19 protein-coding genes and 2 tRNA genes are annotated in these 20,593 nt (G+C 63.0%); 6 read left to right on the plus strand and 15 right to left on the minus strand.

Annotated features, from left to right (window positions below):
* Positions 1-125: 125 nt before the first annotated feature.
* The 5 genes from KDB76_RS21995 to dapA form a co-directional block, all read right to left on the minus strand.
* A tRNA-Ser gene (locus KDB76_RS21995) sits at positions 126-215 on the minus strand.
* A 91-nt stretch (positions 216-306) separates the two neighbouring features.
* Positions 307-1,017 carry a phosphoribosylaminoimidazolesuccinocarboxamide synthase gene (gene purC / locus KDB76_RS22000; RefSeq protein WP_004375217.1) on the minus strand — a complete coding sequence of 237 codons (711 nt, stop codon included), beginning with the start codon at positions 1,015-1,017 and terminating at the stop codon, positions 307-309.
* Between the two features lie 30 nt (positions 1,018-1,047).
* A complete protein-coding gene (locus KDB76_RS22005) occupies positions 1,048-1,806 on the minus strand; it encodes an MBL fold metallo-hydrolase (RefSeq protein ID WP_013973791.1) in 759 nt (252 codons plus the stop codon).
* Positions 1,807-2,928, minus strand: coding sequence for an outer membrane protein assembly factor BamC (gene bamC / locus KDB76_RS22010; protein WP_004375223.1), 1,122 nt, complete (start codon positions 2,926-2,928; stop codon positions 1,807-1,809). It lies immediately after the preceding gene.
* A gap of 15 nt (positions 2,929-2,943) precedes the next feature.
* A complete protein-coding gene (gene dapA, locus KDB76_RS22015; protein ID WP_023660687.1) occupies positions 2,944-3,831 on the minus strand; it encodes a 4-hydroxy-tetrahydrodipicolinate synthase in 888 nt (295 codons plus the stop codon).
* Positions 3,832-4,090: 259 nt separating this feature from the next.
* Between dapA and KDB76_RS22020 the strand changes: the two genes are divergently transcribed.
* Positions 4,091-4,651, plus strand: a complete 561-nt coding sequence (locus KDB76_RS22020) for a glycine cleavage system protein R (RefSeq protein WP_013973793.1) — start codon at positions 4,091-4,093, stop codon at positions 4,649-4,651.
* Positions 4,652-4,662: 11 nt separating this feature from the next.
* Positions 4,663-5,136: a peroxiredoxin gene (locus tag KDB76_RS22025; RefSeq protein WP_013973794.1), complete on the plus strand. Its 474-nt coding sequence runs from the start codon at positions 4,663-4,665 to the stop codon at positions 5,134-5,136.
* 114 nt (positions 5,137-5,250) lie between these two features.
* On the opposite strand, the gene KDB76_RS22030 is transcribed toward KDB76_RS22025, so the two are convergent.
* Together KDB76_RS22030 and KDB76_RS22035 are read right to left on the minus strand one after the other, a co-directional pair.
* Positions 5,251-6,321: an AI-2E family transporter gene (locus KDB76_RS22030; RefSeq protein WP_015271461.1), complete on the minus strand. Its 1,071-nt coding sequence runs from the start codon at positions 6,319-6,321 to the stop codon at positions 5,251-5,253.
* Between the two features lie 19 nt (positions 6,322-6,340).
* Positions 6,341-6,580, minus strand: coding sequence for a sulfurtransferase TusA family protein (locus tag KDB76_RS22035; protein ID WP_004375233.1), 240 nt, complete (start codon positions 6,578-6,580; stop codon positions 6,341-6,343).
* A gap of 122 nt (positions 6,581-6,702) precedes the next feature.
* Here KDB76_RS22035 and KDB76_RS22040 point away from each other — a divergent pair, with 122 nt between their 5' ends.
* Positions 6,703-8,139, plus strand: a complete 1,437-nt coding sequence (locus KDB76_RS22040; protein ID WP_038410100.1) for a M48 family metalloprotease — start codon at positions 6,703-6,705, stop codon at positions 8,137-8,139.
* 109 nt (positions 8,140-8,248) lie between these two features.
* On the opposite strand, the gene nadA is transcribed toward KDB76_RS22040, so the two are convergent.
* Positions 8,249-9,307 carry a quinolinate synthase NadA gene (nadA, locus tag KDB76_RS22045; RefSeq protein WP_003254747.1) on the minus strand — a complete coding sequence of 353 codons (1,059 nt, stop codon included), beginning with the start codon at positions 9,305-9,307 and terminating at the stop codon, positions 8,249-8,251.
* Positions 9,308-9,584: 277 nt separating this feature from the next.
* Complete coding sequence (locus tag KDB76_RS22050; protein WP_038410101.1) at positions 9,585-11,093, minus strand: YdgA family protein; 1,509 nt, start codon at positions 11,091-11,093, stop codon at positions 9,585-9,587.
* Between the two features lie 444 nt (positions 11,094-11,537).
* Between KDB76_RS22050 and KDB76_RS22055 the strand changes: the two genes are divergently transcribed.
* From KDB76_RS22055 to KDB76_RS22065, 3 genes are all read left to right on the plus strand, one after another.
* Positions 11,538-12,890, plus strand: a complete 1,353-nt coding sequence (locus tag KDB76_RS22055) for an APC family permease (RefSeq protein ID WP_013973798.1) — start codon at positions 11,538-11,540, stop codon at positions 12,888-12,890.
* A gap of 66 nt (positions 12,891-12,956) precedes the next feature.
* A complete protein-coding gene (locus KDB76_RS22060; RefSeq protein WP_038410102.1) occupies positions 12,957-15,020 on the plus strand; it encodes a methyl-accepting chemotaxis protein in 2,064 nt (687 codons plus the stop codon).
* A gap of 155 nt (positions 15,021-15,175) precedes the next feature.
* A complete protein-coding gene (locus KDB76_RS22065; protein WP_038410103.1) occupies positions 15,176-16,135 on the plus strand; it encodes a cation transporter in 960 nt (319 codons plus the stop codon).
* A 177-nt stretch (positions 16,136-16,312) separates the two neighbouring features.
* On the opposite strand, the gene KDB76_RS22070 is transcribed toward KDB76_RS22065, so the two are convergent.
* The 6 genes from KDB76_RS22070 to tolB all read right to left on the minus strand — a co-directional run bounded on the left by KDB76_RS22070 (position 16,313) and on the right by tolB (position 20,584).
* Positions 16,313-16,388: transfer RNA gene (locus KDB76_RS22070), tRNA-Lys, on the minus strand.
* 60 nt (positions 16,389-16,448) lie between these two features.
* A complete protein-coding gene (gene queC, locus KDB76_RS22075; RefSeq protein ID WP_013973801.1) occupies positions 16,449-17,123 on the minus strand; it encodes a 7-cyano-7-deazaguanine synthase QueC in 675 nt (224 codons plus the stop codon).
* A 17-nt stretch (positions 17,124-17,140) separates the two neighbouring features.
* Positions 17,141-17,788 (minus strand): 7-carboxy-7-deazaguanine synthase QueE, encoded by a 648-nt coding sequence (gene queE / locus KDB76_RS22080; RefSeq protein WP_015271468.1) that lies wholly within the window; start codon positions 17,786-17,788, stop codon positions 17,141-17,143.
* Positions 17,789-17,948: 160 nt separating this feature from the next.
* Positions 17,949-18,752, minus strand: coding sequence for a tol-pal system protein YbgF (gene ybgF, locus KDB76_RS22085; protein WP_038410104.1), 804 nt, complete (start codon positions 18,750-18,752; stop codon positions 17,949-17,951).
* A gap of 6 nt (positions 18,753-18,758) precedes the next feature.
* Positions 18,759-19,259 (minus strand): peptidoglycan-associated lipoprotein Pal, encoded by a 501-nt coding sequence (pal, locus tag KDB76_RS22090; RefSeq protein ID WP_003254755.1) that lies wholly within the window; start codon positions 19,257-19,259, stop codon positions 18,759-18,761.
* Positions 19,260-19,312: 53 nt separating this feature from the next.
* The gene (tolB, locus tag KDB76_RS22095) at positions 19,313-20,584 is read right to left on the minus strand and encodes a Tol-Pal system beta propeller repeat protein TolB (protein WP_038408273.1); all 1,272 of its coding nucleotides are present in this window, start codon (positions 20,582-20,584) and stop codon (positions 19,313-19,315) included.
* Positions 20,585-20,593 lie beyond the last annotated feature (9 nt).

Consider the following 20,593-nt stretch of genomic DNA (forward strand, 5'->3'; position numbering starts at 1 on the left):
AAAGCTGTGCCGGACACGGCCTCGCATGTTCAATTTCTGGCCTGAATTTGCCCTAACCCAATGGCCAGAAACGACGAAGCCCCCGAAAACTTTAACGTTTTCGGGGGCTTCGCTTACTTCGCGTATGGCGGAGAGATAGGGATTTGAACCCTAGGTACTGTTGCCAGTACAACGGATTTCGAATCCGTCCCGTTCGACCACTCCGGCATCTCTCCAATGCCGCGCATCATACCAGCGTTCTTTTAAAACGCAAACCTTTTTTTAAAAAAAATCGCGTGGTATCAGGCGCTTGCGTGAACGCACCGCTTACAGCGGCACGCCCAGGCGCTTGGCAACTTCTTCGTAGGCTTCGATAACGTCGCCCAGCCCCTGACGGAAGCGGTCCTTGTCCATCTTCTTGCGGGTCTCTTTGTCCCACAGGCGGCAGCCGTCCGGGCTGAACTCGTCGCCCAGCACGATCTGGCCATGGAATACGCCGAATTCCAGCTTGAAGTCGACCAGCAGCAGGCCGGCGTCATCGAACAGCTTGCTCAGCACTTCGTTGACTTTCAACGACAGCTTTTTCATTTCGGCCAGCTGCTCGGCAGTGCCCCAGCCGAACGCGACAACGTGGGATTCGTTGATGAAGGGGTCGCCCTTCTCGTCGTTCTTCAGGAACAGCTCGAAGGTGGACGGCTCCAGCTTGATGCCCTCCTCCACGCCCAGGCGCTTGACCAGGCTGCCGGCGGCGTAGTTGCGCACCACGCACTCGACCGGGATCATGTCCAGCTTCTTCACCAGGCACTCGTTGTCGCCCAGCAGCTTGTCGAACTGGGTCGGCACACCGGCTTCTTCCAGTTTCTGCATGATGAAGGCGTTGAACTTGTTGTTCACCATGCCTTTGCGGTCGAGCTGTTCGATGCGCTTGCCGTCGAACGCCGAAGTGTCGTTACGGAACAGCAGGATCAAGCGGTCGGCGTCGTCGGTCTTGTAAACCGATTTGGCCTTGCCGCGGTAGAGTTCGTCGCGTTTTTCCATGATTGGGCTCCGCTTGCTTGAGGTGTTGGGCTAGGCGATTTCACGCCAGTCGAGCCCGTGTTCCTGATTCGCCACCTGGAGCCAGTCCGGGTCGCACCCAAGGGTGTCGACGAAGCACTGGCGAGCCAAGTGTGGCAGGTTGTTCTTGCTGCTGAGGTGGGCCAGCACCAGGTGTTGCAGGTTGCTCCAGCCCAACTCGTGCACCAGGCGCGCGGCCTGGTGATTGTTCAAATGTCCTTGCATGCCACCCACCCGCTGCTTCAGGAAGGCCGGGTAGTGACCGCGTGCCAGCAAGTCGCGGCAGTGGTTGGCCTCGATCAGCAGCGCATCCAGGCCCTGGTAACGCTCCAGCAGCAGCGCGTCGTACGAGCCCAGGTCGGTCAGCATGCCGAAGCGCCGCTGGCCGTCGCTGACCACATACTGCAGCGGCTCGTAGGCGTCGTGCTCGACCCGCGCCGCGGTCACTTCCAGACTGCCGATACGCAGGCTTTGGCCACAAGCGAGAAAACCGGCCACCTCCACCGGCTTGCGCATGCCGCGCAAGGTCCCCTGGCTGAGGTAGACCGGTACATTGTAGCGCCGTGACAGCAAGCCGACCCCATGCACGTGGTCGGCATGTTCGTGGGTGACCAGTACCGCACTGAGCTGTGCCGCCGACACGCCGAGCAGCGCCAGGCGCCGCTCGGTCTCGCGCAGGGAGAACCCGCAATCGACCAGGATGAACGTGCCACCACTGGCGATCAGCGTGCCGTTTCCCTGGCTGCCGCTTCCGAGTACCGCGAAGCGCACTTAGCCCAGGTGGTCCTGAATGGCGCTCAGCACGCGGCGGGCGACATCGGCCGGGGCCACGGTGTTGATGTTCTTCTCGACCGTGACCTGCACGCTCTCACCCACCTTGCTCAAGCGAACCTGGTAGCGCTCGGCACGGGCTTCACGCTCTTCCTTGGTCGGCTCGCTGCCGAACATGCGGCCGAAGAAGCCAGGCTGGTTCTGCTTGTCTTCAGGCTTTTCAGACAGGTTGATGTAGTACAGGCCCAGGCTGCGGTTGATGTCCTCGACACGCCACTCGCCACCTTGCTCCAGGGCACGGCCCACGCTGGACCAGGCGCGATCCAGGTCGGCGCCCAGGTACAGCACCGGGTTGCCGCTGCCGTCTTCGCTCAGGCTGACCCGGCTTGGCGCGTCGAAATCGCGCGCGGCCAGCAGCGATACCGAACCGCCCTTCTCGGCGCTGCGGTTCATGCTGGCAAGCATTTCGTCGACCAGCAGGGCATCGGCACCGGTGTTGCTGGAGGTGGACGGGAAATCGGGCTCGGCAGTGCTGCCAGCCGGGCGCTCGACGCTGACCACATACACCTCGGAGGTGTTGCGCTGCACGCCAGGCTCCATGCGCACACGCACGCGCACTTCACTGTCAGCGCTGCTGGCAGTGCTGGCCAGGCGCTGGCCGAGCGATGCCGACAGTTCGTCGAAACGCTGCCAGGTGGTGTTGAATTCGCCGGTCTGCGGACGCTCTTCGGCGATGCGGAAGCCGTTGTCCTCGAAGAACTGGCGAGCCACCGGCCATACTTCGGCCGGCGAATGCTGAGCCAGCACCCAACGGCTGCTGCCGCTGCGCTGCAGGCTGTAGTCGGTAACCTGGGCGGCGCCACCGGTCATCGGTTGCGGGCGAGGCACCTCGAATTCGCCGGTGGCGCTGTCGTCGGCGACGTTGCGTGGGATCGGCAGCAGCGGGTCAAGGCGCTTGACGTTGCTGGCGTCCGGCGGCAGCTGCATCGGCGCAGTCGGGCGCGCCTGCAGGTAATCGCTGCCGCGGTCGCGGAAATAGCCATCCTCGCCCCACAGCCAGCCACACCCACTGGTGCTGGAAATGATCAGGGCAAGGGCGGAAAGACCAGCCAGTCGCTTCATGCGGTGTACTTCCTCTTAAACCAGTACGCCGGACTGGCGCAAGGCAGTACGGACTTTTTCGTGGCAGCCTTCGCTCAGCCAGGTCAGCGGCAGGCGAATGCCTTTGTGCATCAGGCCCATTTCGACGAGTGCCCATTTCACCGGGATCGGGTTGGACTCGCAGAACAGGTCTTTGTGCAGCGGCATGAGTTTTTCGTTGATTGCGCGGGCCTTCTCGGCATTGCCCTCAAGGGCGGCCTCGCACAGGTCGGCCATTTCGCGCGGGGCGACGTTGGCGGTGACGGAGATGTTGCCTTTGCCGCCCATCAGGATCAGCTCGACGGCGGTCGGGTCGTCGCCGGACATGACGATGAAGTCTTTGTCGACGCCATCAAGGATGGCCTTGGCGCGTACGAGGTCGCCGGTGGCTTCCTTGATGCCGATGATGTTCTTGACCTTCGACAGGCGGATCACGGTATCGGCCTGCATGTCGCAGGAGGTGCGGCCGGGTACGTTGTAGAGAATCTGCGGGATGTCGACGGCTTCGGCGATGTGCTTGAAGTGCTGGTACAGGCCTTCTTGCGTCGGCTTGTTGTAGTACGGTACCACCAGCAGGCAGGCGTCGGCGCCGGCATTCTTGGCGTTCTGGGTCAGGTGCACGGCTTCGGCAGTGGAGTTGGCACCGGTGCCGGCGATGACCGGGATGCGGCGGCTGCTGCGCTTGACGCGCTCAACCACGTGCTTGATGACCAGGATGTGTTCTTCGACATCCAGCGTGGCGGACTCACCGGTGGTGCCGACAGCGACGATCGCATGGGTGCCGTTTTCCAGGTGGAAGTCTACAAGTTTGTCGAGGCTGTCCCAGTCAAGACGCCCTTGTGCATCCATGGGAGTGACCAATGCCACCATACTGCCCGCAATCATGTAACTGCTCCTGCCGGAAAAAGAGAGCGGTAATGGTACTGGGGGCATCGGCCTTGCACAAGCGAAGCAGGCGGGCGGAGCATTCCCCTCGGCGCCTTATTTCGCTACCCTTGATGCTTTGATCGGTGCAGCGCGGCCCGCCGGGCCGTCGACCTTGCTCCCCGCCAGCGTCCACGACCTCGCATGCGAGCCCCGGGCCCTGCCGACAGGAGGCTTTCGCCCGTCCTGTGCCGACCGCTCATCGCTTTAGGAATGCTGCATGTCCACCCCCACCGTCCGCGAACAATTCCTTGTCATCAGTGCCTTGGGCCCGAACCCCATGGAGCTGGCCAACGTCCTCAGCCGCGCTGCGTTCGAGAACCGCTGCGCGGTGGTCACCTCGCGCCTGAGCCGCCACGGCGAGACCAGCGCCCTGGTACTGCAGGTAGGTGGCAGCTGGGACGCCCTGGCGCGCCTCGAAGCCATGCTGCCGGGCCTGGGCAAGAAGCACGGCCTGACCCTGGACGTGGTGCGCAGCGCCGACCAGGAAGTGCGCCCGCAGGCCCTGCCCTACGTGGCCTACGTCAGCGCCGCCTACCGGCCGGACATCATCAACGAGCTGTGCCAGTTCTTCCTCGACCACCGCGTCGAGCTGGAAGCCATGACCTGCGATACCTACCTGGCACCGCAGACCGGCAGCAGCATGCTCAACGCCCAGTTCACCGTGATTCTGCCGGCCGGCACCCAGATCAGCTGGCTGCGTGACCAGTTCCTGGACTTTGCCGATGCCCTGAACCTCGATGCGCTGATCGAGCCATGGCGTCCACAGAACCCAATGTAAGGAAACCGACCATGGCCGTAGCACTCGACCAACCCGTTGCCGACTTCCAGGCCCAGGCCACCAGCGGGCAAACCGTCAGCCTGGCCGAGCTCAAGGGCCGACAGGTGGTGGTGTACTTCTACCCGAAGGACAGCACCCCGGGCTGCACCACCGAGGGCCAGGGTTTCCGTGACCAGCACGATGCCTTTGCCGCAGCCAACACCGTGGTGTTCGGCGTGTCGCGCGATGGCATCAAGTCGCACGAGAACTTCAAGGCCAAGCAAGGCTTCCCGTTCGAACTGATCAGCGACAAGGACGAAGCCCTGTGCCAGCTGTTCGATGTGATCAAGCTGAAGAAGCTGTATGGCAAGGAATACATGGGCGTTGACCGCAGCACCTTCCTGATCGACAAGGACGGAGTGCTGCGCCAGGAATGGCGCGGGGTGAAGGTGCCCGGGCATGTGGATGCAGTACTGGCTGCCGCCCAGGCCCTGAACAAGGCTTGAGATCGTTGGGGGCGCTTTGCGCCCCTTTCGCGACACAAGGCCGCTCCTACAGGAAATCGCGTATCCCTGTAGGAGCGGCCTTGTGTCGCGATGGGCTGCAAAGCAGCCCCAAAATTACAGCATCGGTGACACACTAGGCTCCTGCCGTGGCCAGGCATCCAGCACGGCCTTGATCAAGGTCGCCAGCGGGATGGCAAAGAAGATCCCCCAGAACCCCCACAACCCGCCAAACAGCAACACCGCGCAAATGATCGCCACCGGGTGCAGGCTCACCGCCTCGGAGAACAGCAGCGGCACCAGCACGTTGCCGTCCAGCGCCTGGATGATCGCGTACACCGTCATCAGGTAGATGAACTGGTCACCCCAGCCCCACTGGAACAGTGCGATCAACGTCACCGGCACGGTCACCACAACCGCGCCCACGTAAGGCACCACCACCGACAGCCCCACCAGCAGCGCCAGCAACGCGGCGTAGTTGAGCCCCAGGCTGATGAAGGCGATGTAGGTGGCAATGCCGCAGATCAGGATCTCGATGCCCTTGCCGCGGATGTAGTTTGCGATCTGCCGGTTCATCTCGCTGCCCACCCGGTTCAGCAGGCTGCGCTGACGTGGCAGGTAGCCGCTGACCCAACGGCCGATCAGTTCGCGGTCCTTGAGAAAGAAAAACACCAGGATCGGCACCAGCACCAGATAGATCATGGCGTTGACCAGAAGCGGCAGGCTCGATAGCGAGAAGGTCAGTGCCCACTGGCCGAATTTGCCGATTTCTCCGCGCACCGACTCGATGGCATGCAGCACCTGCTCGTCCGACACCAGGTGCGGATAGCGCTCGGGCAACAGCAACAGCAGCGACTGCCACTTGCCGAGCATGCCCGGCAGCTCGTTGAACAGGGTGATCAACTGGTGCCAAAGCAGTGGCACCAGCACCAGCATGAACACCGCCAGCGCGCCCATGAACAGGGCGAACACCAGCATCACCGCCAACCGGGTGGGTACCCGCAAGCGCTCCAGGGCATTGACCAGCCCCTGCATCAGAAACGCCAGCACCATGCCCGCCAGCACCGGCGCAAGCATGCCACCCAGGGTGAGTACCGCAGTAAAAGCCAGGAACAACAGGACCGCCAGCACCACCGCTTCCTCATCGGAGAAGTAGCGCTGCATCCAGTCGCGAAGCACTTTGAACATTGACGATCCTTGGAAAGACTCAGGCCTTGCGTAGCCAGTAAGTGTAGGTACCGGCCTCGGCCGTTTCCCGCAGCAGGGTATGACCGGCCAACTGGGCGAAAGTGCGGAAGTCGCGCTGGGAGCCGGCGTCGGTGGCGATTACCTTGAGCACCGCGCCGCTGGCCAGGCGGTTGAGCTCCATCTTGGCCTTCAGCAGCGGCAAAGGGCAATTCAGCCCGCTGGCGTCCAGTTCGGCGTCACAGGTCAGGGTTTCACTCATTGCGGAACTCTCCAAAGGCATTGCCAGGCTGTATCTGGATTTGGCCGGCTAGGATAGCGCCACTGGTCGCCAACGTGTGAGCCCGCTACAGTAGGTATCTTTGACCGACGCGAGCTTCATGCATGAATCTACTGCGCCCTACCCTGCTGACGCTGGCCTGCCTGTTGGCCCTTCCCGGCCATGCTGACGACCTGCCATCACTGGGTGATGCCAGTTCCGCGATCGTCTCGCCGCAACAGGAGCACCAGCTCGGCCGTGCCTGGCTGAGCCTGCTGCGCGGCCAGGTCAACCAGCTCAACGACCCGCAGCTGAAGGACTACGTCGAGACCAGCGTGTACCGCCTGGCCGAAACCAGCCAGTTGCAGGACCGCCGCCTGGAATTCATCCTCATCGATAGCCGTGAGCTCAACGCCTTTGCCGCCCCCGGCGGCATCGTCGGGGTCAACGGCGGGCTGTTCCTCAACGCCCAGACCGAAGGCGAGTACGCCTCGGTACTGGCCCACGAACTGGCGCACTTGTCGCAGCGCCACTTCGCCCGCGGCGTCGAGGCCCAGCAGCGCATGCAACTGCCGATGATGGCGGCGCTGCTGGCCGGTATCGTGCTGGCGGCCGGTGGCGGCGGTGATGCCGGTATCGGTGTGATCGCCGGCACCCAGGCGGCGGCGATCCAGGAACAGCGGCGCTTCTCGCGGCAGAACGAACAGGAAGCCGACCGGATCGGCATCCAGAACCTGGAAAAGGCCGGCTACGACCCGCGCAACATGCCGACCATGTTCGAGCGCCTGGCCCGGCAGTACCGCTACGACGCCAAGCCGCCGGAATTCCTGCTGACCCACCCGGTAACCGAGTCGCGTATCGCCGACACCCGCAACCGTGCCGAGCAGGCCCCCAAGGGCGGCGTCGAGGACAGCATGCGCTACCAGTTGATCCGTGCCCGGGTGGCGCTTACCTACGAAGGCACCCCGGGGCTGGCGGCCAAACGCTTCCGCGCCCAACTGGACGAAGACCCCAAGCTGGACGCCGCGCGTTACGGCCTGGCCCTGGCGCAGATCAAGGGCGGCCAGCTGAACGAGGCGCGCGAGCTGCTCAAGCCGCTGCTGGCCAAGGCCCCCAACGACATTACCTACAACCTGGCGCAGATCGACCTGGACATCACCAACAACCGCCTGGCGGATGCGCAGCAGCGTGCTGAACGCATGCAGGGGCTGTACCCAGGCAACTACCCGCTGAAGCAGGTGCGTGCCGATCTGCTGGTGAAACTGAACAAGCCCGCCGAGGCGGAAAAGGTGCTGAACGAACTGGTGAAGAGCCGGCCGGATGACCCGGACGTGTGGTACGACATGGCCGAAGTGCGGGGCCTTTCGGGCAATACCATTGGCTTGCACCGGGCGCGGGCCGAGTACTTCACCCTGGTGGGCGATTTCGACCAGGCCATCCAGCAGCTGGATTACGCCAAGCGCCGGTCGGGCGGGAACTTCCCGCTGGCAGCACAGATTGAACAGCGCCAGCGCGAGATCATGGAGCAGAAGCGCATGGTTCAGGAAATGATGGGGCGTTGAGAGCCCTTTCGCGGGTAAACCCGCTCCCACAGGGACCGCACCGCCCGTGAGCGCTGCGCTGTACCTGTGGGAGCGGGTTTACCCGCGAAGAAAGCGACGCGGTCTGGCGTCAAGCGTTACCGGACAACTTCAGGCGCGCTGCCTGGGTAAAGTCCAGCATCCGGTTCAACGGCTTGATCGCCTTCGGCACCAGCGCCGGGTCGACAAAGATCTCGTTCGTGCCATTACGCAGGCAATCCAGCACACGCTCCAGGGTGTTCATCGCCATCCACGGGCAGTGCGCGCAACTGCGGCATGCCGCGCCGTTACCGGCGGTGGGGGCTTCGACGAACTCCTTGTCCGGGCACAGCTGCTGCATCTTGTAGAAGATGCCGCGGTCGGTGGCGACGATGAAGGTCTTGTTCGGCAGGGTCTGGGCAGCCTTGATCAGCTGGCTGGTGGAGCCCACCGCGTCGGCCAGCTCGATCACCGCTTCAGGCGACTCGGGGTGCACCAGAATCGCCGCATCCGGGTACAGCGCCTTCATGTCGGCCAACTGGCGTGACTTGAACTCTTCGTGAACGATGCAGGCACCGTCCCACAGCAGCATGTCGGCACCGGTTTGCTTCTGGATGTAGCGCCCCAGGTGCTGGTCCGGGCCCCAGATGATGGTTTCGCCGTTGTCCATCAGGCTTTCGACGATTTCCAGCGCGCAGCTCGAGGTCACCACCCAGTCGGCACGGGCCTTCACGGCTGCAGAAGTGTTGGCGTAGACCACCACGGTGCGCTCGGGGTGCTGGTCGCAGAAGGCTGAGAACTCTTCTACCGGGCAGCCCAGGTCGAGCGAGCAGGTGGCCTCCAGGGTAGGCATCAGCACGCGTTTTTCGGGAGTGAGGATTTTCGCCGTCTCGCCCATGAAGCGCACGCCGGCAACGATTACGGTTTCGGCCGGGTGGTTCTTGCCGAAGCGGGCCATTTCCAGCGAGTCGGACACGCAGCCGCCGGTTTCTTCGGCAAGCGCCTGGATGACCGGGTCGCAGTAATAGTGGGCGACCAGCACGGCGTTCTGGGCCTTGAGCTCGGCAGCGATGGCCGCACGGTATTCGGCCTCCTGCTCGGCTGTCAGCGGGTTTGGCTGCTTGGCGTCGAGGTGGGCCTGAACCAACAGGCGTTCGGAAATCTGGGTCATGATCGCTGGACCTGCAGGCGCGTGCGCGCGTCAAATCGAGTGTATCACCCGGCCCTGACAGATCGGCTAAGGGTGCCGGACGGCACAAAGGCCGCCACGGCCCTCTGCGGGCGCGGATTATTATCGGAGGCCGAAGGCTACAGACAATCCAGCGAATTCTAAAGTGGTTTTTGTGTTGCCTGCACTGGCCCTTTCGCGGGTGAACCCGCTCCCACAGAGTCTGCCAAACTCCTGTGGGAGCGGGTTTACCCGTGAAGAGGCCGGTACAGGCTTTCGATCAGCCCTGCGGCGACAGGGCCGCCAGGTGCGAGGCCATGAGCATCGCGAACTCTTCCACGGTCATCTTCTTGCCGTTGAAGTCGACCATGCCGTCGGCATAGTGCAGGCTGCTCACCACATCATTGCCCTGCACCGTGGCCATGCCGCTCTGCAGCGCCATCATGCCGACCATTTCCCCGGCCTGGCTCGATTGCATGGCAATGGCCTGGGCGTCGGTCTGGCCATCCAGCAGTGCCTGCAAGGTTGCCAGGTCACCGATCATCGGCTTGGACAACGACAGCTTGCTCTTCACCTCGGTGATCAGTTGCTTGCTCAACTGGTCAGGCGGCAGGTCGAAGCTGGCCGGGGCGGCGAAGCCCATCGACAGGTCGAAGCGGCTTTCACCATTGGCAGTCCTGAACGACAGGTTTTCCACCGCCACCCGGGGCTTGGCAGCCAGCAGTTTCTGCAGCTCGCCCTGGAACCTGGCCTTTTCCTCATCGTCCATCTGGATTTCCGGCACCGGCTGGCCAGCGGCAGCTGCGGCCTCGAATTCCGGCAGGTGCGCCTGGTACCACGTCGACAACGCCTGTAGCGCCGGCGCGTTGACCGACGTGATGCTCACCGCCATCTGCGCCTTGCCCACCGCACGGCCATCCCAGGTGATATCCCCGACCTTGTACTCCACGCGGCCACCCACGGTATCCGGGCCCTCAAGGGTTTGCAGGGCGTTCTGCTCCAGCCCCTTGACCACCAGCACCTGCTGTTTCGGCCCCAGGGTGACCTTGGTTTCGGCCAGTGCCAGGTCGACGTTGCCAACGTAGATGGCCTCGTGCGCGGTGGCCGCCAGTTGGCCGCCGACCTTCAGCCCATTGAGCTCGAAGGTGGCAGGCGGCTGGTCATCGCGTACCAGTTTCATCACGAACCGATCGGCCTGGCGGTGGAAGCTCGAGGCCTTGCCTTTCTGGTCACCACTGACTTGCAGTTGCATGCCCGAGAAGTCGAGGCTGTTGCCATCCGCTTCGTCGAGCTTGACCGGGGCCAGCTGCACCTGGCTGACCACATTGCCGTCGTAACCCAGGCTGGTCTGTGCGCTGACCGGGGCCTGCTCGCCCGCTGCGGCGAACCACGGCGCGGTGGCGTCGTCCTTCTGCAGCGTGCTGTTGCTGACTGCCAGCACCGGCATCAGCTTCAGTGCCTTTACCCGCGACCAGGGGAACGGGCCGTGCTCGATCTGGTCGGTCACGCCAACGTCGAAATTCACCACTTCGCCTTCGCCCAGGTTGATATCGCGGGCCTTGAGCCGGTACTGGGCGGTACTGCTGAAGAAATGCTGCTCCAGCGACACCCGTTCGATGCTCATGCTGCCACCGGTGCTCACCAGGGCCTTCTTGAGTTCCGCGTTGCTGCGGACCAGGGCGTTGTCCAGCTCCGCAGGCAGCTGCTTGCCGGTGTACCAGGCGCCAGCGGTGGTTGCGACGGCGATGGCGATAGCCAGGCCGGAAAGGATGCCAACTGATTTCTTCATGAATAGAACCGATTGCTGTCCATATGGGCTTCGTAGGCGGCCAAGGGCCACACAGGACGCCAAGAGTACCACTGCCGCCCAGCCCTGGCGCTGGCCAGGCTCGAGAAATCCGGTTTTTGGGAAACGCCTGACAGACCTGCCAAGGGAGACCGGCACACGTTAATTTTTGCGAACACCAGAATTGATCATAACCGCAAAAAAACGCGCAAAAACCGAACAAAACCCCACTTTAATCGATAAATATTTCAATCCAGCAACATCTTGTCATGTTTAACTTGACACTAAGCTACTCATCGTTTTTTATTTTCACCACTTTGCGCGCTCCCCGCGCCCCCGCTGCTCCAACAATAAAGGTGAACAACATGGAGCCCACCCGCTCGCCCTTGCCGCATGCGCAGTACACCGTGCCCGCCGTTTACGCCCAGCCGCAGGAGCCATGCAAGCATGCAGCCTGACCACAGCGCTTCCGGCAACGGCCAACTCCGTAAAACCCTGCGTCTCTGGCACGTTATCATCATCGGTCTGGCCTACCTGACCCCGATGACCGTGTTCGACACCTTCGGCATCGTTTCCGGGATTACTGCCGGCCACGTACCCAGCGCCTACATCCTGGCACTGGCCGGTATCCTGTTCACCGCCGTGAGCTACGGCACCCTGGTAAGGCGCTTCCCGCAGTCGGGCTCGGCCTACACCTACACCCAGCGCGCGATCAACCCGCACGTCGGCTTCCTGGTCGGCTGGTCGTCGTTGCTGGACTACCTGCTGCTGCCAATGGTCAACGCCTTGCTGGCCAAGCTGTACCTTTCGGCCATGTTCCCGGAAGTACCGGAGTGGATGTGGGTGGCTGGCTTCGTCACCCTGATCAGCCTGATCAACATGCGCAGCGTGAACCTGGTGGCGCACTTCAACCTGCTGTTCGTGGCCGTGCAGGTGGCGATCATCGCCGTGTTCATCTACCTGTGCGTGCGCGGCCTGGACCAGGGTGAAGGGCTAGGTACCGCCTGGAGCCTGCTGCCGTTCGCCGACAACCAGACCCAGCTCAGCGCCCTGGCCGCCGGTGCGACCATCCTGTGCTTCTCGTTCCTCGGCTTCGACGCGGTGACCTGCCTGTCCGAAGAAACCCGCGACCCGGGCAAGACCATCCCTCGCGCGATCTTCCTCACCGCCCTGATTGGCGGCCTGGTGTTCATCACCGTGTCGTACTTCATCCAGGCCTACTTCCCGACCATGTCCCGTTTCCACGACCAGGAAGCGGCACTGCCGGAAATCGCCCTGTACGTCGGCGGCAAGCTGTTCCAGTCGATCTTCATCGCCTGCACCGTGATCAACACCATCGCCTCGGGCCTGGCCTCGCAGACCAGCGTGTCGCGCCTGCTGTACGTGATGGGCCGCGACAATGTGATCCCGGCCAGCCTGTTCGCCCGCCTGCACTCGCGTTACAAGACGCCAGTGCTGAATATTGCGGTGGTGGGGCTGATTTCGCTGTCGGCGATCTTCTTCGACCTGGTTACCGCCACCTCGATCATCAACTTCGGTGCACTGGTCGCGTTCAGCTTCGTCAACCTGTCGGTGATCAACCACTGCTATCTGCGTGAAGGCAGGCGCCAGGGACTTGCCAACCAGCTGACGTACCTGGTGGCCCCGACCATCGGCTTTTGCATCATCGTCTCGCTGTGGCTGGACCTGAACGCACATTCGCTGCTGTTCGGTGGCGTCTGGGCACTGCTCGGCCTGCTGTACCTGGCCTGGCTGACCAAAGCCTTCAGGGACTCCCCACCCAACTACATCGCTGAATGACCCATGCTGCCGACAACGCCCGCGCCTGATCGCGGGCGTTGCATTTGCTCGAAAAGGAAAGCCCTCATGCCGCTGCGTCGCCTCTCCATCCAGTGGAAGATCACCCTGCTCACCGGCCTGTGCCTGCTGGCCATCGTCGCCCTGCTGGTAACCACATCGCTGGCCCAGGCGCGGCGCAGCGCGGCATTGGTCAACCAGGCCAATACCGAAATGCTCGACAGCAGCGCACGCCTGCGCCTGCAGGCCCATGCCGAAACCCAGGCACTGCGCATCCAGCGCTATTTCATGGACGCCTACCAGTACGGCAATGGCTTTGCCCGCCTGGTGCAGGTGCTCAAGGCCCGTGGCGGCAACGACCTGCGCGCCGAACTGACGCGCCAGGCCCGCGCCAGCCTGGCCGGCAACCCGGATGTGATCGGCCTGTACCTGGTGTTCCAGCCCAACGCCCTGGACCCGGACAGCCAGTACCTCGGCCAGGATGCAATGGGCAGCAATGAGAGCGGGCGCTTCTCGCTGTACTGGTCACAACCCAGCCCCGGCACCCTGGAGCTTGAAGCCATGCCGGAATCGATGCTCGGAGACGCCAGCATCGGCAGCAACGGGGTAGCGAAGAACCGCTGGCTGACCTGCCCGCAGGACACCACCAGAACCTGCATGCTCGAGCCATATCTCGACGAGGTGAATGGCCGCCAGGTACTGATGACCAGCATCGCCCTGCCGCTGCTGGAGCACGGCAAGGTGGTCGGCGTGGTCGGTCTGGACATCGGCCTGGCCAACCTGCAGCAGTTGAGCGTGGACGGCCGCCGGGAGCTGTTCGACGGCCAGGGCCAGGTCAGTATCGCCAGCGCGGCCGGTTTGCTGGCCGGCAACAGCCGCGACGACAGCAAGCTCGGCGAGCCCATGGACAAGGTGGTAGCCGACGGCCTGCTGCGTGTTGCCCACCCGTTCACGCCAATCCCTGATGCCGCCCCCTGGCAGGTATTGCTGGAACTGCCGGAAAGCGTGCTGCAGGCGCCTGCCGTCGCCCTCAACCAGCGCCTGGATGCGCACAACCACAGCGCCAACCTAACCAGCCTGCTGGTTGGCCTGGGCGCTGCGGTAGTCGGTTTGCTGCTGGTGTGGCTGACTGCACGCGGGGTGACCCGGCCAATCCTGGCCGTGGCCGCGCGCCTGGAAGACATCGCCAGCGGCGAAGGCGACCTTACCCGCCGCCTGGAGTATGCCCGCCAGGACGAACTGGGCCAGCTTACCGGTTGGTTCAACCGCTTTCTCGACAAGCTGCAGCCAGTCATAGCCCAGGTCAAAGGCTCACTGCAGGAAGCCCGCGGAACCGCTGACCAGTCGGCAGCCATCGCCAGCCAGACCAGCAGCGGCATGCAGCAACAGCACCGCGAAATCGAACAGGTGGCCACCGCCGCCAATGAAATGAGCGCCACCGCCCTGGATGTCGCCCATAACGCCTCGCAGGCGGCCCAGGCCGCACGCGCTGCCGACCAAGCCAGCCGCGAGGGCCTGCAGTTGATCGACAGCACCCGAGAGGGCATCGACCGCCTGGCCGCTGGCATGAACACCGCCATGGACGAGGCGCGCGCGCTGGAAGGCCGCAGCGGGCAGATCGGATCGGTGCTGGAAGTGATCCGCACCATTGCCGAGCAAACCAACCTGCTGGCGCTCAACGCCGCCATCGAAGCCGCCCGTGCAGGCGAAGCCGGGCGTGGTTTTGCCGTGGTGGCAGATGAAGTGCGTGGTCTGGCCCAGCGTACCCAGTTGTCGGTGGAGGAAATTCGCCAGGTCATCGAAGGCTTGCAGCAAGGCACCCAGGATGTGGTGGGCGCGATGCAGCAAGGCCAGCGCCAGGCCCAGGACAGCGCCGCGCGGATGGAACAGGCGCTGCCGGCGCTACAACGTATTGGCGAGGCAGTGGCAGTGATCAGCGACATGAACCTGCAGATTGCCTCGGCGGCTGAAGAGCAGAGCGCCGTAGCCGAAGAGGTGAACCGCAATGTGGCTGGCATTCGCGATGTGACCGAATCGCTGGCAGGCCAGGCCGATGAGTCAGCGCGGATCAGCCAGGCCCTGAACCGGCTGGCCAACCAGCAGCAGGCGCTGATGGAGCAGTTCCGCGTCTAACCTGTCAGGACCAGTGCGCCTTCTTCGCGGGTGAACCCGCTCCCACAGGGTTTTGCGCCAATCTCGAAGGCGGTACCAAGTTGTGGGAGCGGGTTTACCCGCGAAGAGGCCCAGGCAGGCAACACAGCATCACCGTTTCTTCTAGAGCACATCTTATGCAAACCGCAACCAGATCCACCTTCTTCGACATCAGCAGCGAACAGGGCCTGTTACGCACCTCGATCGCCGTCACCCTGTTCATCGCCGTCATCGGCATCGCCTTCGGCCTGGCCTCCGGCTCGTTCTCCATCGTGTTCGACGGCGTTTATTCGCTGGTCGATGCCAGCATGAGCGGGCTGTCGCTTGTGGTGGTCAGGCTGATTACCGCGCACACCACCAGCGTGCAGATGTCACGCAAGTTGCGTGAGCGCTTCACCATGGGCTTCTGGCACCTGGAGCCGATGGTGCTGGCGCTCAACGGCATCCTGCTCAGCGGCGTGGCCATCTATGCGCTGATCAACGCCGTAAGCAGCCTGCTGCAAGGCGGGCGCCACCTGGAGTTCGGCATCGCCATGGTCTACGCGGTGCTGACCGTGATCGCCTGCGTGACCATCGCTGTTGTCGAGGCCCGCGCCAACCGCAAGCTGGGCTCGGACTTCGTGCGCATGGACGTCAAGGGCTGGGTGATGTCGGCCAGCATCACCGCCGCGCTGCTGATCGCCTTCTGCTTTGGATATGCGGTGCAAGGCACATCGCTGGAGTGGGTGTCGCCGTATATCGACCCGGCGGTGCTGGCGCTGGTCTGCCTGGTGATCGTGCCGTTGCCGATGTCGGTGGTGCGCCAGGCCCTTTCGGAAATTTTCCTGGTAACCCCTGGCGACCTCAAGCTGCAGGTGGATGAAGTCGCCAAGGCCTTCGTCGCACGCCATGGGTTGCAGTCGTACCGCGCCTATGTGGCCAAGGTCGGGCGCTCGCGGGAGATCGAACTGTATTTCATCGTGCCGAAGGCCATGGCCGCGAAGACCATCGATGAATGGGATGCGTGGCGCAACGAGATCGGTGATGCCGTGGGTGGTGAAGGGCCAGACCGCTGGCTGACGGTGGTGTTTACCGGGGATCCGGAGTGGGCTGAGTAAGCTGGGGGCGCTTTGCGCCCCTTTCGCCGGCAAGCCAGCTCCCACCTCGACCGCATTAGCCTCAAGTCATGCGCAAGCCCTGTGGGAGCTGCCTTGCCTGCGATGAGGCCAGTACAAGCAGCCGAAAACGAAAAAGCCCGCCACCGTTGCCGGTAGCGGGCTTTGACGTACTGCATATGGTGGGTCGTGTAGGATTCGAACCTACGACCAATTGGTTAAAAGCCAACTGCTCTACCAACTGAGCTAACGACCCGTTGGATGGCGCGTATAATACTGATTTCTAACGGGAAATCAACACCCCATCAAACTTTTTTCAAAAGTACCGCGTCGGGTCTTCGACACCAGCTGCCTTGAAGCCGTCGGCACGCAGGCGGCAGCTGTCGCATTTGCCGCAGGCACGGCCGTCATCGTCGGCCTGGTAGCAGGAAACGGTCAGGCTGTAGTCCACGCCGCGGGCCATACCGGCCTGCACGATCTGCGCCTTGCTCATGTTCTGCAGCGGCGCCTGAATGCGGAAGCCCTGCCCTTCGACGCCAGCCTTGGTCGCCAGGTTGGCCATGCGCTCGAAGGCTTCGACGAACTCGGGGCGGCAATCGGGGTAGCCGGAGTAATCCACGGCATTCACACCAATGAAGATGTCACGGGCTTCCAGCACCTCTGCCCAGCCCAGGGCCAGGGACAGGAACACGGTGTTGCGCGCTGGCACGTAGGTGACCGGGATGCCTTCACCCGGGGTTTCCGGCACGTCGATGCTGCTGTCGGTCAATGCCGAGCCACCGATGCCATCCAGGTTCAGGCCAATAACCTTGTGCTCGACCACGCCCAGGTCGCGGGCAACGCGGGCGGCGGCGTTCAGTTCGGCGCGGTGGCGCTGGCCGTAGTCGAAACTCATGGTGTAGCAGCTGTAGCCTTCGGCCTTGGCCATGGCGACCACGGTGGCCGAGTCCAGGCCGCCGGACAACAGGATTACTGCGCGTTTGTCGGTCATGTGTGCTTGCTCCTCAATCAACGTCCGGGTTCGTCGTTCCACAGCAGCTTGTGCAGCTGCAGCTGGAAGCGTACGGGCAGGTTGTCGGCGACGATCCAGTCCGCCAGCTCGCTGGCGTTCACCTGGTGGTGGCTGGGCGAGAACAACACCTCGCCGGCACGCTCGGCCAGGTTGTACTGGATCAGCTTGGAGACCGCCCAGTCATAGTCCTCACGGGAACAGATGACGAACTTGACCTGGTCGTTGCGGGTCAGCTGCTCGATGTTCTCGTAGCGGTTACGGTGCGACTCTTCGGAGCCTGGGGTCTTCAGGTCGACCACGCGGCTGACGCGGGTGTCGGTGCCGGCAATATCCAGCGCGCCGCTGGTTTCCAGCGACACCTCGTAACCGGCGTCACACAGGCGCTGCAACAGCGGCAAGGCGTTGGGCTGGGCCAATGGCTCGCCGCCGGTGACGCAAACGTAGCGCGGCTTGAAGCCGGCGACCTGCTCAAGGATCGAATCGAGGGTGCGAACGGTGCCGCCACTGAAGGCATAGGCACTGTCACAGTACTGGCAGCGCAGGGGGCAACCGGTGAGGCGCACGAATACCGTGGGCAACCCAGCCGTTCGCGTTTCACCCTGCAAAGAGTAAAAGACTTCGGTGATGCGTAATGTGTCTTGCATGCTCGCCACGGGCGTGACAGCTAAACAGGCTGCCCGCCTCCGTCAGGCACTGTCGCGGACTCGACATAGCGTTATCCGCAGCAGCGTGTTTACGAAAAAAGGGCATTGATTCTAACGAAAAAACCCGCGACAAGCGCGGGTTTCTTTCAAGCGGTACTGTTTAGAGCTTCTGCAGGTCACGCTGGGCCAGTTGCGCGGCCGAGGTGCCGGGGTACTGGGTGATGACCTGCTGCAGGATACCCTTGACCTTGTCGGTGTGGCCCATGCGGCGCTCGACGTCGGCCAGCTTGTACAGCGAATCCGGCACCTTGCTGTGCTTCGGATACTTCTGGCTGACCTGGGCGAAGGCCTGGCTGGCAGCCGGCAGGTCGCCCTTGGCCAGGTTCACTTCACCCAGCCAGTACTGGGCATTGCCGGCGTACTGGCTGTTGGGGTACTTGCGCAGGAAGGCGTTGAACGCCTGGCTGGCCTTGTTGAAGTCTTTCTGCTTGATCAGGTCGAAAGCGGCATCGTAGTAGAGCTTTTCTTTCGCCGGATCACCGGGCTCGCTACTGGCGGCCGGTTGTTGCGCAGCAGCACCTGCTGCATCGGGGGCGGCATTGGATGCACCACCACCGGAGGAATTGTCAGGGGTCGCGGCAGGCGCGGCGCCACTGTTGATGCGACGGTCCAGGTCCTGGTAACGCTCCAGGTTTTCCTGCTTCATGCGCGACACATCGTTCTGCAGCTCTTCGATGATGCCTTGCTGGCGGGAAAGCTGATCCTGCATCTGTTGCAGCTGCATGAACAGCTGGCCCTGTGCAGAGGCAGGGGCCGAAGCCCCTGACCCGGCATAGGCGCCGCTCGTGCCATAACCCGCAGGCGGATAGCTGCCTGCGTTGTCATCAACTACAGGGACCTCAGCCCAGGCCGCAAGCGGCAGGCTGAGTGCGAGGACGGTTACTACACGGCGGCCCATACGCATAAGAACTTACTTACGCAGTTCTACGCGACGGTTCTGAGCCCAGGACTGCTCGTCGTTGCCAGTGGCAACCGGACGCTCTTCACCGTAGGAGACCAGTTCCAGCTGAGCAGGGGAAACGCCCTGCAGAACCAGGTAACGCTGAACGGCCTTGGCACGACGCTCACCCAGAGCCATGTTGTACTCGCGGGTGCCGCGCTCGTCGGTGTTGCCTTCCAGGACAACGCGGTTGCCGTTGGCTTTCAGGTCCTTGGCGTGAACGTCCAGGGCGCGCATGGCTTCTGGCTTCAGGTCCGAGCTGTCGTATTCGAAGTAGAAGGTGGTGATTGCGCGCAGGGCAGCTTCTTCGCTCAGGGAGCCGTCAACAGCGCCAGTGTTGGCACCGTAGCCAGCGTTCGGATCTACAGCAGCGCCTTCGCCTGCGTTGTCACCGCCCTTCGAGGAGCAACCTACAGCTACGGCCATGGCCAGAGCCAGCGCAGCAAATTTACCAAACTTCAGCATTTCCATCGTGAAACTCCTAATGAAACCCCAGTGTGTTAAGCAAAAGTATTACGCCGCAATCAGTTCAGGTAAGGGGACCAGGACGGTTCTCTGACTTCGCCTTGAGCGGTAGGAAGTGGGAGCCTCACGCGGCCATTAAGCGACACGAGCATCAAGACTCCCCGGCCCTGCTGGCGGGTGGCGTAGATTAGCATGGTGCCGTTTGGCGCAACAGTGGGAGACTCATCAAGACTCGTTTCAGAGAGAATCTTTACACTTCCGCGTTGCAAATCCTGGGCCGCAACTTTGAAGTTGGTGAAGCCCTGCTGGCGATGGATCATCACCAGGGTCTTTTCGTCCGCCGACAGTTTCGGGTTGGCGTTGTAGTTACCCACGAAAGTTACACGCTCGGCACCACCGCCACCGACCGACTGCTTGTAGATCTGCGGCTTGCCGCCACGGTCGGAGGTGAAGTACAGGGTGTTGCCATCCTTGCCCCAGAACGGCTCGGTGTTGATGCCCGGGCCAGCGGTGACACGGCTGATCTGGCGCGAAGCCACGTTCATCACGTAGATGTCCGGGTTGCCGTCCTTCGACAGCACGAACGCCAGGCGCGTGCCATCCGGCGACCAGGCTGGCGCACCGTTCAGGCCTTCGAAGTTGGTGACCTGCTCGCGGCGACCGGTATCGATGTGCTGGACGAAGATGCGCGGACGCTTCTGCTCGAACGAGACATAGGCGATGCGCTTGCCATCCGGTGCAAAGCGTGGCGACAGGATCGGCTCGCGCGATTGCAGCAGGGTGACCGCGCGTGCACCGTCGTAGTCCGAACGCTGCAGGGTATAGCGGGTGTTGTTGGTGGAGAAGCGCTCGGCCGTCACGTACAGCATGCGGGTGGAGAAAGCACCCTTGATGCCGGTGAGCTTCTCGAACGACTGGTCGGCAATGTAGTGGGCCATGTCGCGCAGCTGGTCGACGCTGCCCGCCACGCTACCGGTCAGCACTTGCTGCTCGGTGGCGACGTTGAACAGCGCGTACTGCACCTGCAGGCGACCGCCCGACGGCACGATGCTGCCAACCATCACGTACTGCGCACCCAGCGCTTTCCAGTCACGGAAGATCACTTCGCTGGCCTGCGACGGCTGGCTGATCATGTTCTGCCGCGGAATCGGCGAGTAGTAGCCGGAGTTGCGCAGGTCGTTGCCGATGATGTCGGCCATGTCTTCCGGCAGCACGCTGCCGCCCTGCAGACCGAACGGCACTACCGCGATGGGCGTGGCCCGGTCGCTGCCGCTGGTGACCAGGATGTTCTTTTCCTCTGCCACGGCCATGCCTGCCACGCAGCACAGCATGACCAGCAG

The organism is Pseudomonas sp. JS425, from assembly GCF_018223845.1.
GTDB lineage: Bacteria > Pseudomonadota > Gammaproteobacteria > Pseudomonadales > Pseudomonadaceae > Aquipseudomonas > Aquipseudomonas asiatica.

What these genes read in the sequence shown, in the direction of transcription:
- purC (WP_004375217.1), bottom strand. Translation starts at nt 1,017, where the DNA reads ATGGAAAAACGCGACGAACTCTACCGCGGCAAGGCCAAATCGGTTTAC.
- bamC (WP_004375223.1), bottom strand. Translation starts at nt 2,928, where the DNA reads ATGAAGCGACTGGCTGGTCTTTCCGCCCTTGCCCTGATCATTTCCAGC.
- dapA (WP_023660687.1), bottom strand. Translation starts at nt 3,831, where the DNA reads ATGATTGCGGGCAGTATGGTGGCATTGGTCACTCCCATGGATGCACAA.
- KDB76_RS22020 (WP_013973793.1), top strand. Translation starts at nt 4,091, where the DNA reads ATGTCCACCCCCACCGTCCGCGAACAATTCCTTGTCATCAGTGCCTTG.
- KDB76_RS22025 (WP_013973794.1), top strand. Translation starts at nt 4,663, where the DNA reads ATGGCCGTAGCACTCGACCAACCCGTTGCCGACTTCCAGGCCCAGGCC.
- KDB76_RS22030 (WP_015271461.1), bottom strand. Translation starts at nt 6,321, where the DNA reads ATGTTCAAAGTGCTTCGCGACTGGATGCAGCGCTACTTCTCCGATGAG.
- KDB76_RS22035 (WP_004375233.1), bottom strand. Translation starts at nt 6,580, where the DNA reads ATGAGTGAAACCCTGACCTGTGACGCCGAACTGGACGCCAGCGGGCTG.
- KDB76_RS22040 (WP_038410100.1), top strand. Translation starts at nt 6,703, where the DNA reads ATGAATCTACTGCGCCCTACCCTGCTGACGCTGGCCTGCCTGTTGGCC.
- nadA (WP_003254747.1), bottom strand. Translation starts at nt 9,307, where the DNA reads ATGACCCAGATTTCCGAACGCCTGTTGGTTCAGGCCCACCTCGACGCC.
- KDB76_RS22050 (WP_038410101.1), bottom strand. Translation starts at nt 11,093, where the DNA reads ATGAAGAAATCAGTTGGCATCCTTTCCGGCCTGGCTATCGCCATCGCC.
- KDB76_RS22055 (WP_013973798.1), top strand. Translation starts at nt 11,538, where the DNA reads ATGCAGCCTGACCACAGCGCTTCCGGCAACGGCCAACTCCGTAAAACC.
- KDB76_RS22060 (WP_038410102.1), top strand. Translation starts at nt 12,957, where the DNA reads ATGCCGCTGCGTCGCCTCTCCATCCAGTGGAAGATCACCCTGCTCACC.
- KDB76_RS22065 (WP_038410103.1), top strand. Translation starts at nt 15,176, where the DNA reads ATGCAAACCGCAACCAGATCCACCTTCTTCGACATCAGCAGCGAACAG.
- queC (WP_013973801.1), bottom strand. Translation starts at nt 17,123, where the DNA reads ATGACCGACAAACGCGCAGTAATCCTGTTGTCCGGCGGCCTGGACTCG.
- queE (WP_015271468.1), bottom strand. Translation starts at nt 17,788, where the DNA reads ATGCAAGACACATTACGCATCACCGAAGTCTTTTACTCTTTGCAGGGT.
- ybgF (WP_038410104.1), bottom strand. Translation starts at nt 18,752, where the DNA reads ATGCGTATGGGCCGCCGTGTAGTAACCGTCCTCGCACTCAGCCTGCCG.
- pal (WP_003254755.1), bottom strand. Translation starts at nt 19,259, where the DNA reads ATGGAAATGCTGAAGTTTGGTAAATTTGCTGCGCTGGCTCTGGCCATG.
- tolB (WP_038408273.1), bottom strand. Translation starts at nt 20,584, where the DNA reads ATGCTGTGCTGCGTGGCAGGCATGGCCGTGGCAGAGGAAAAGAACATC.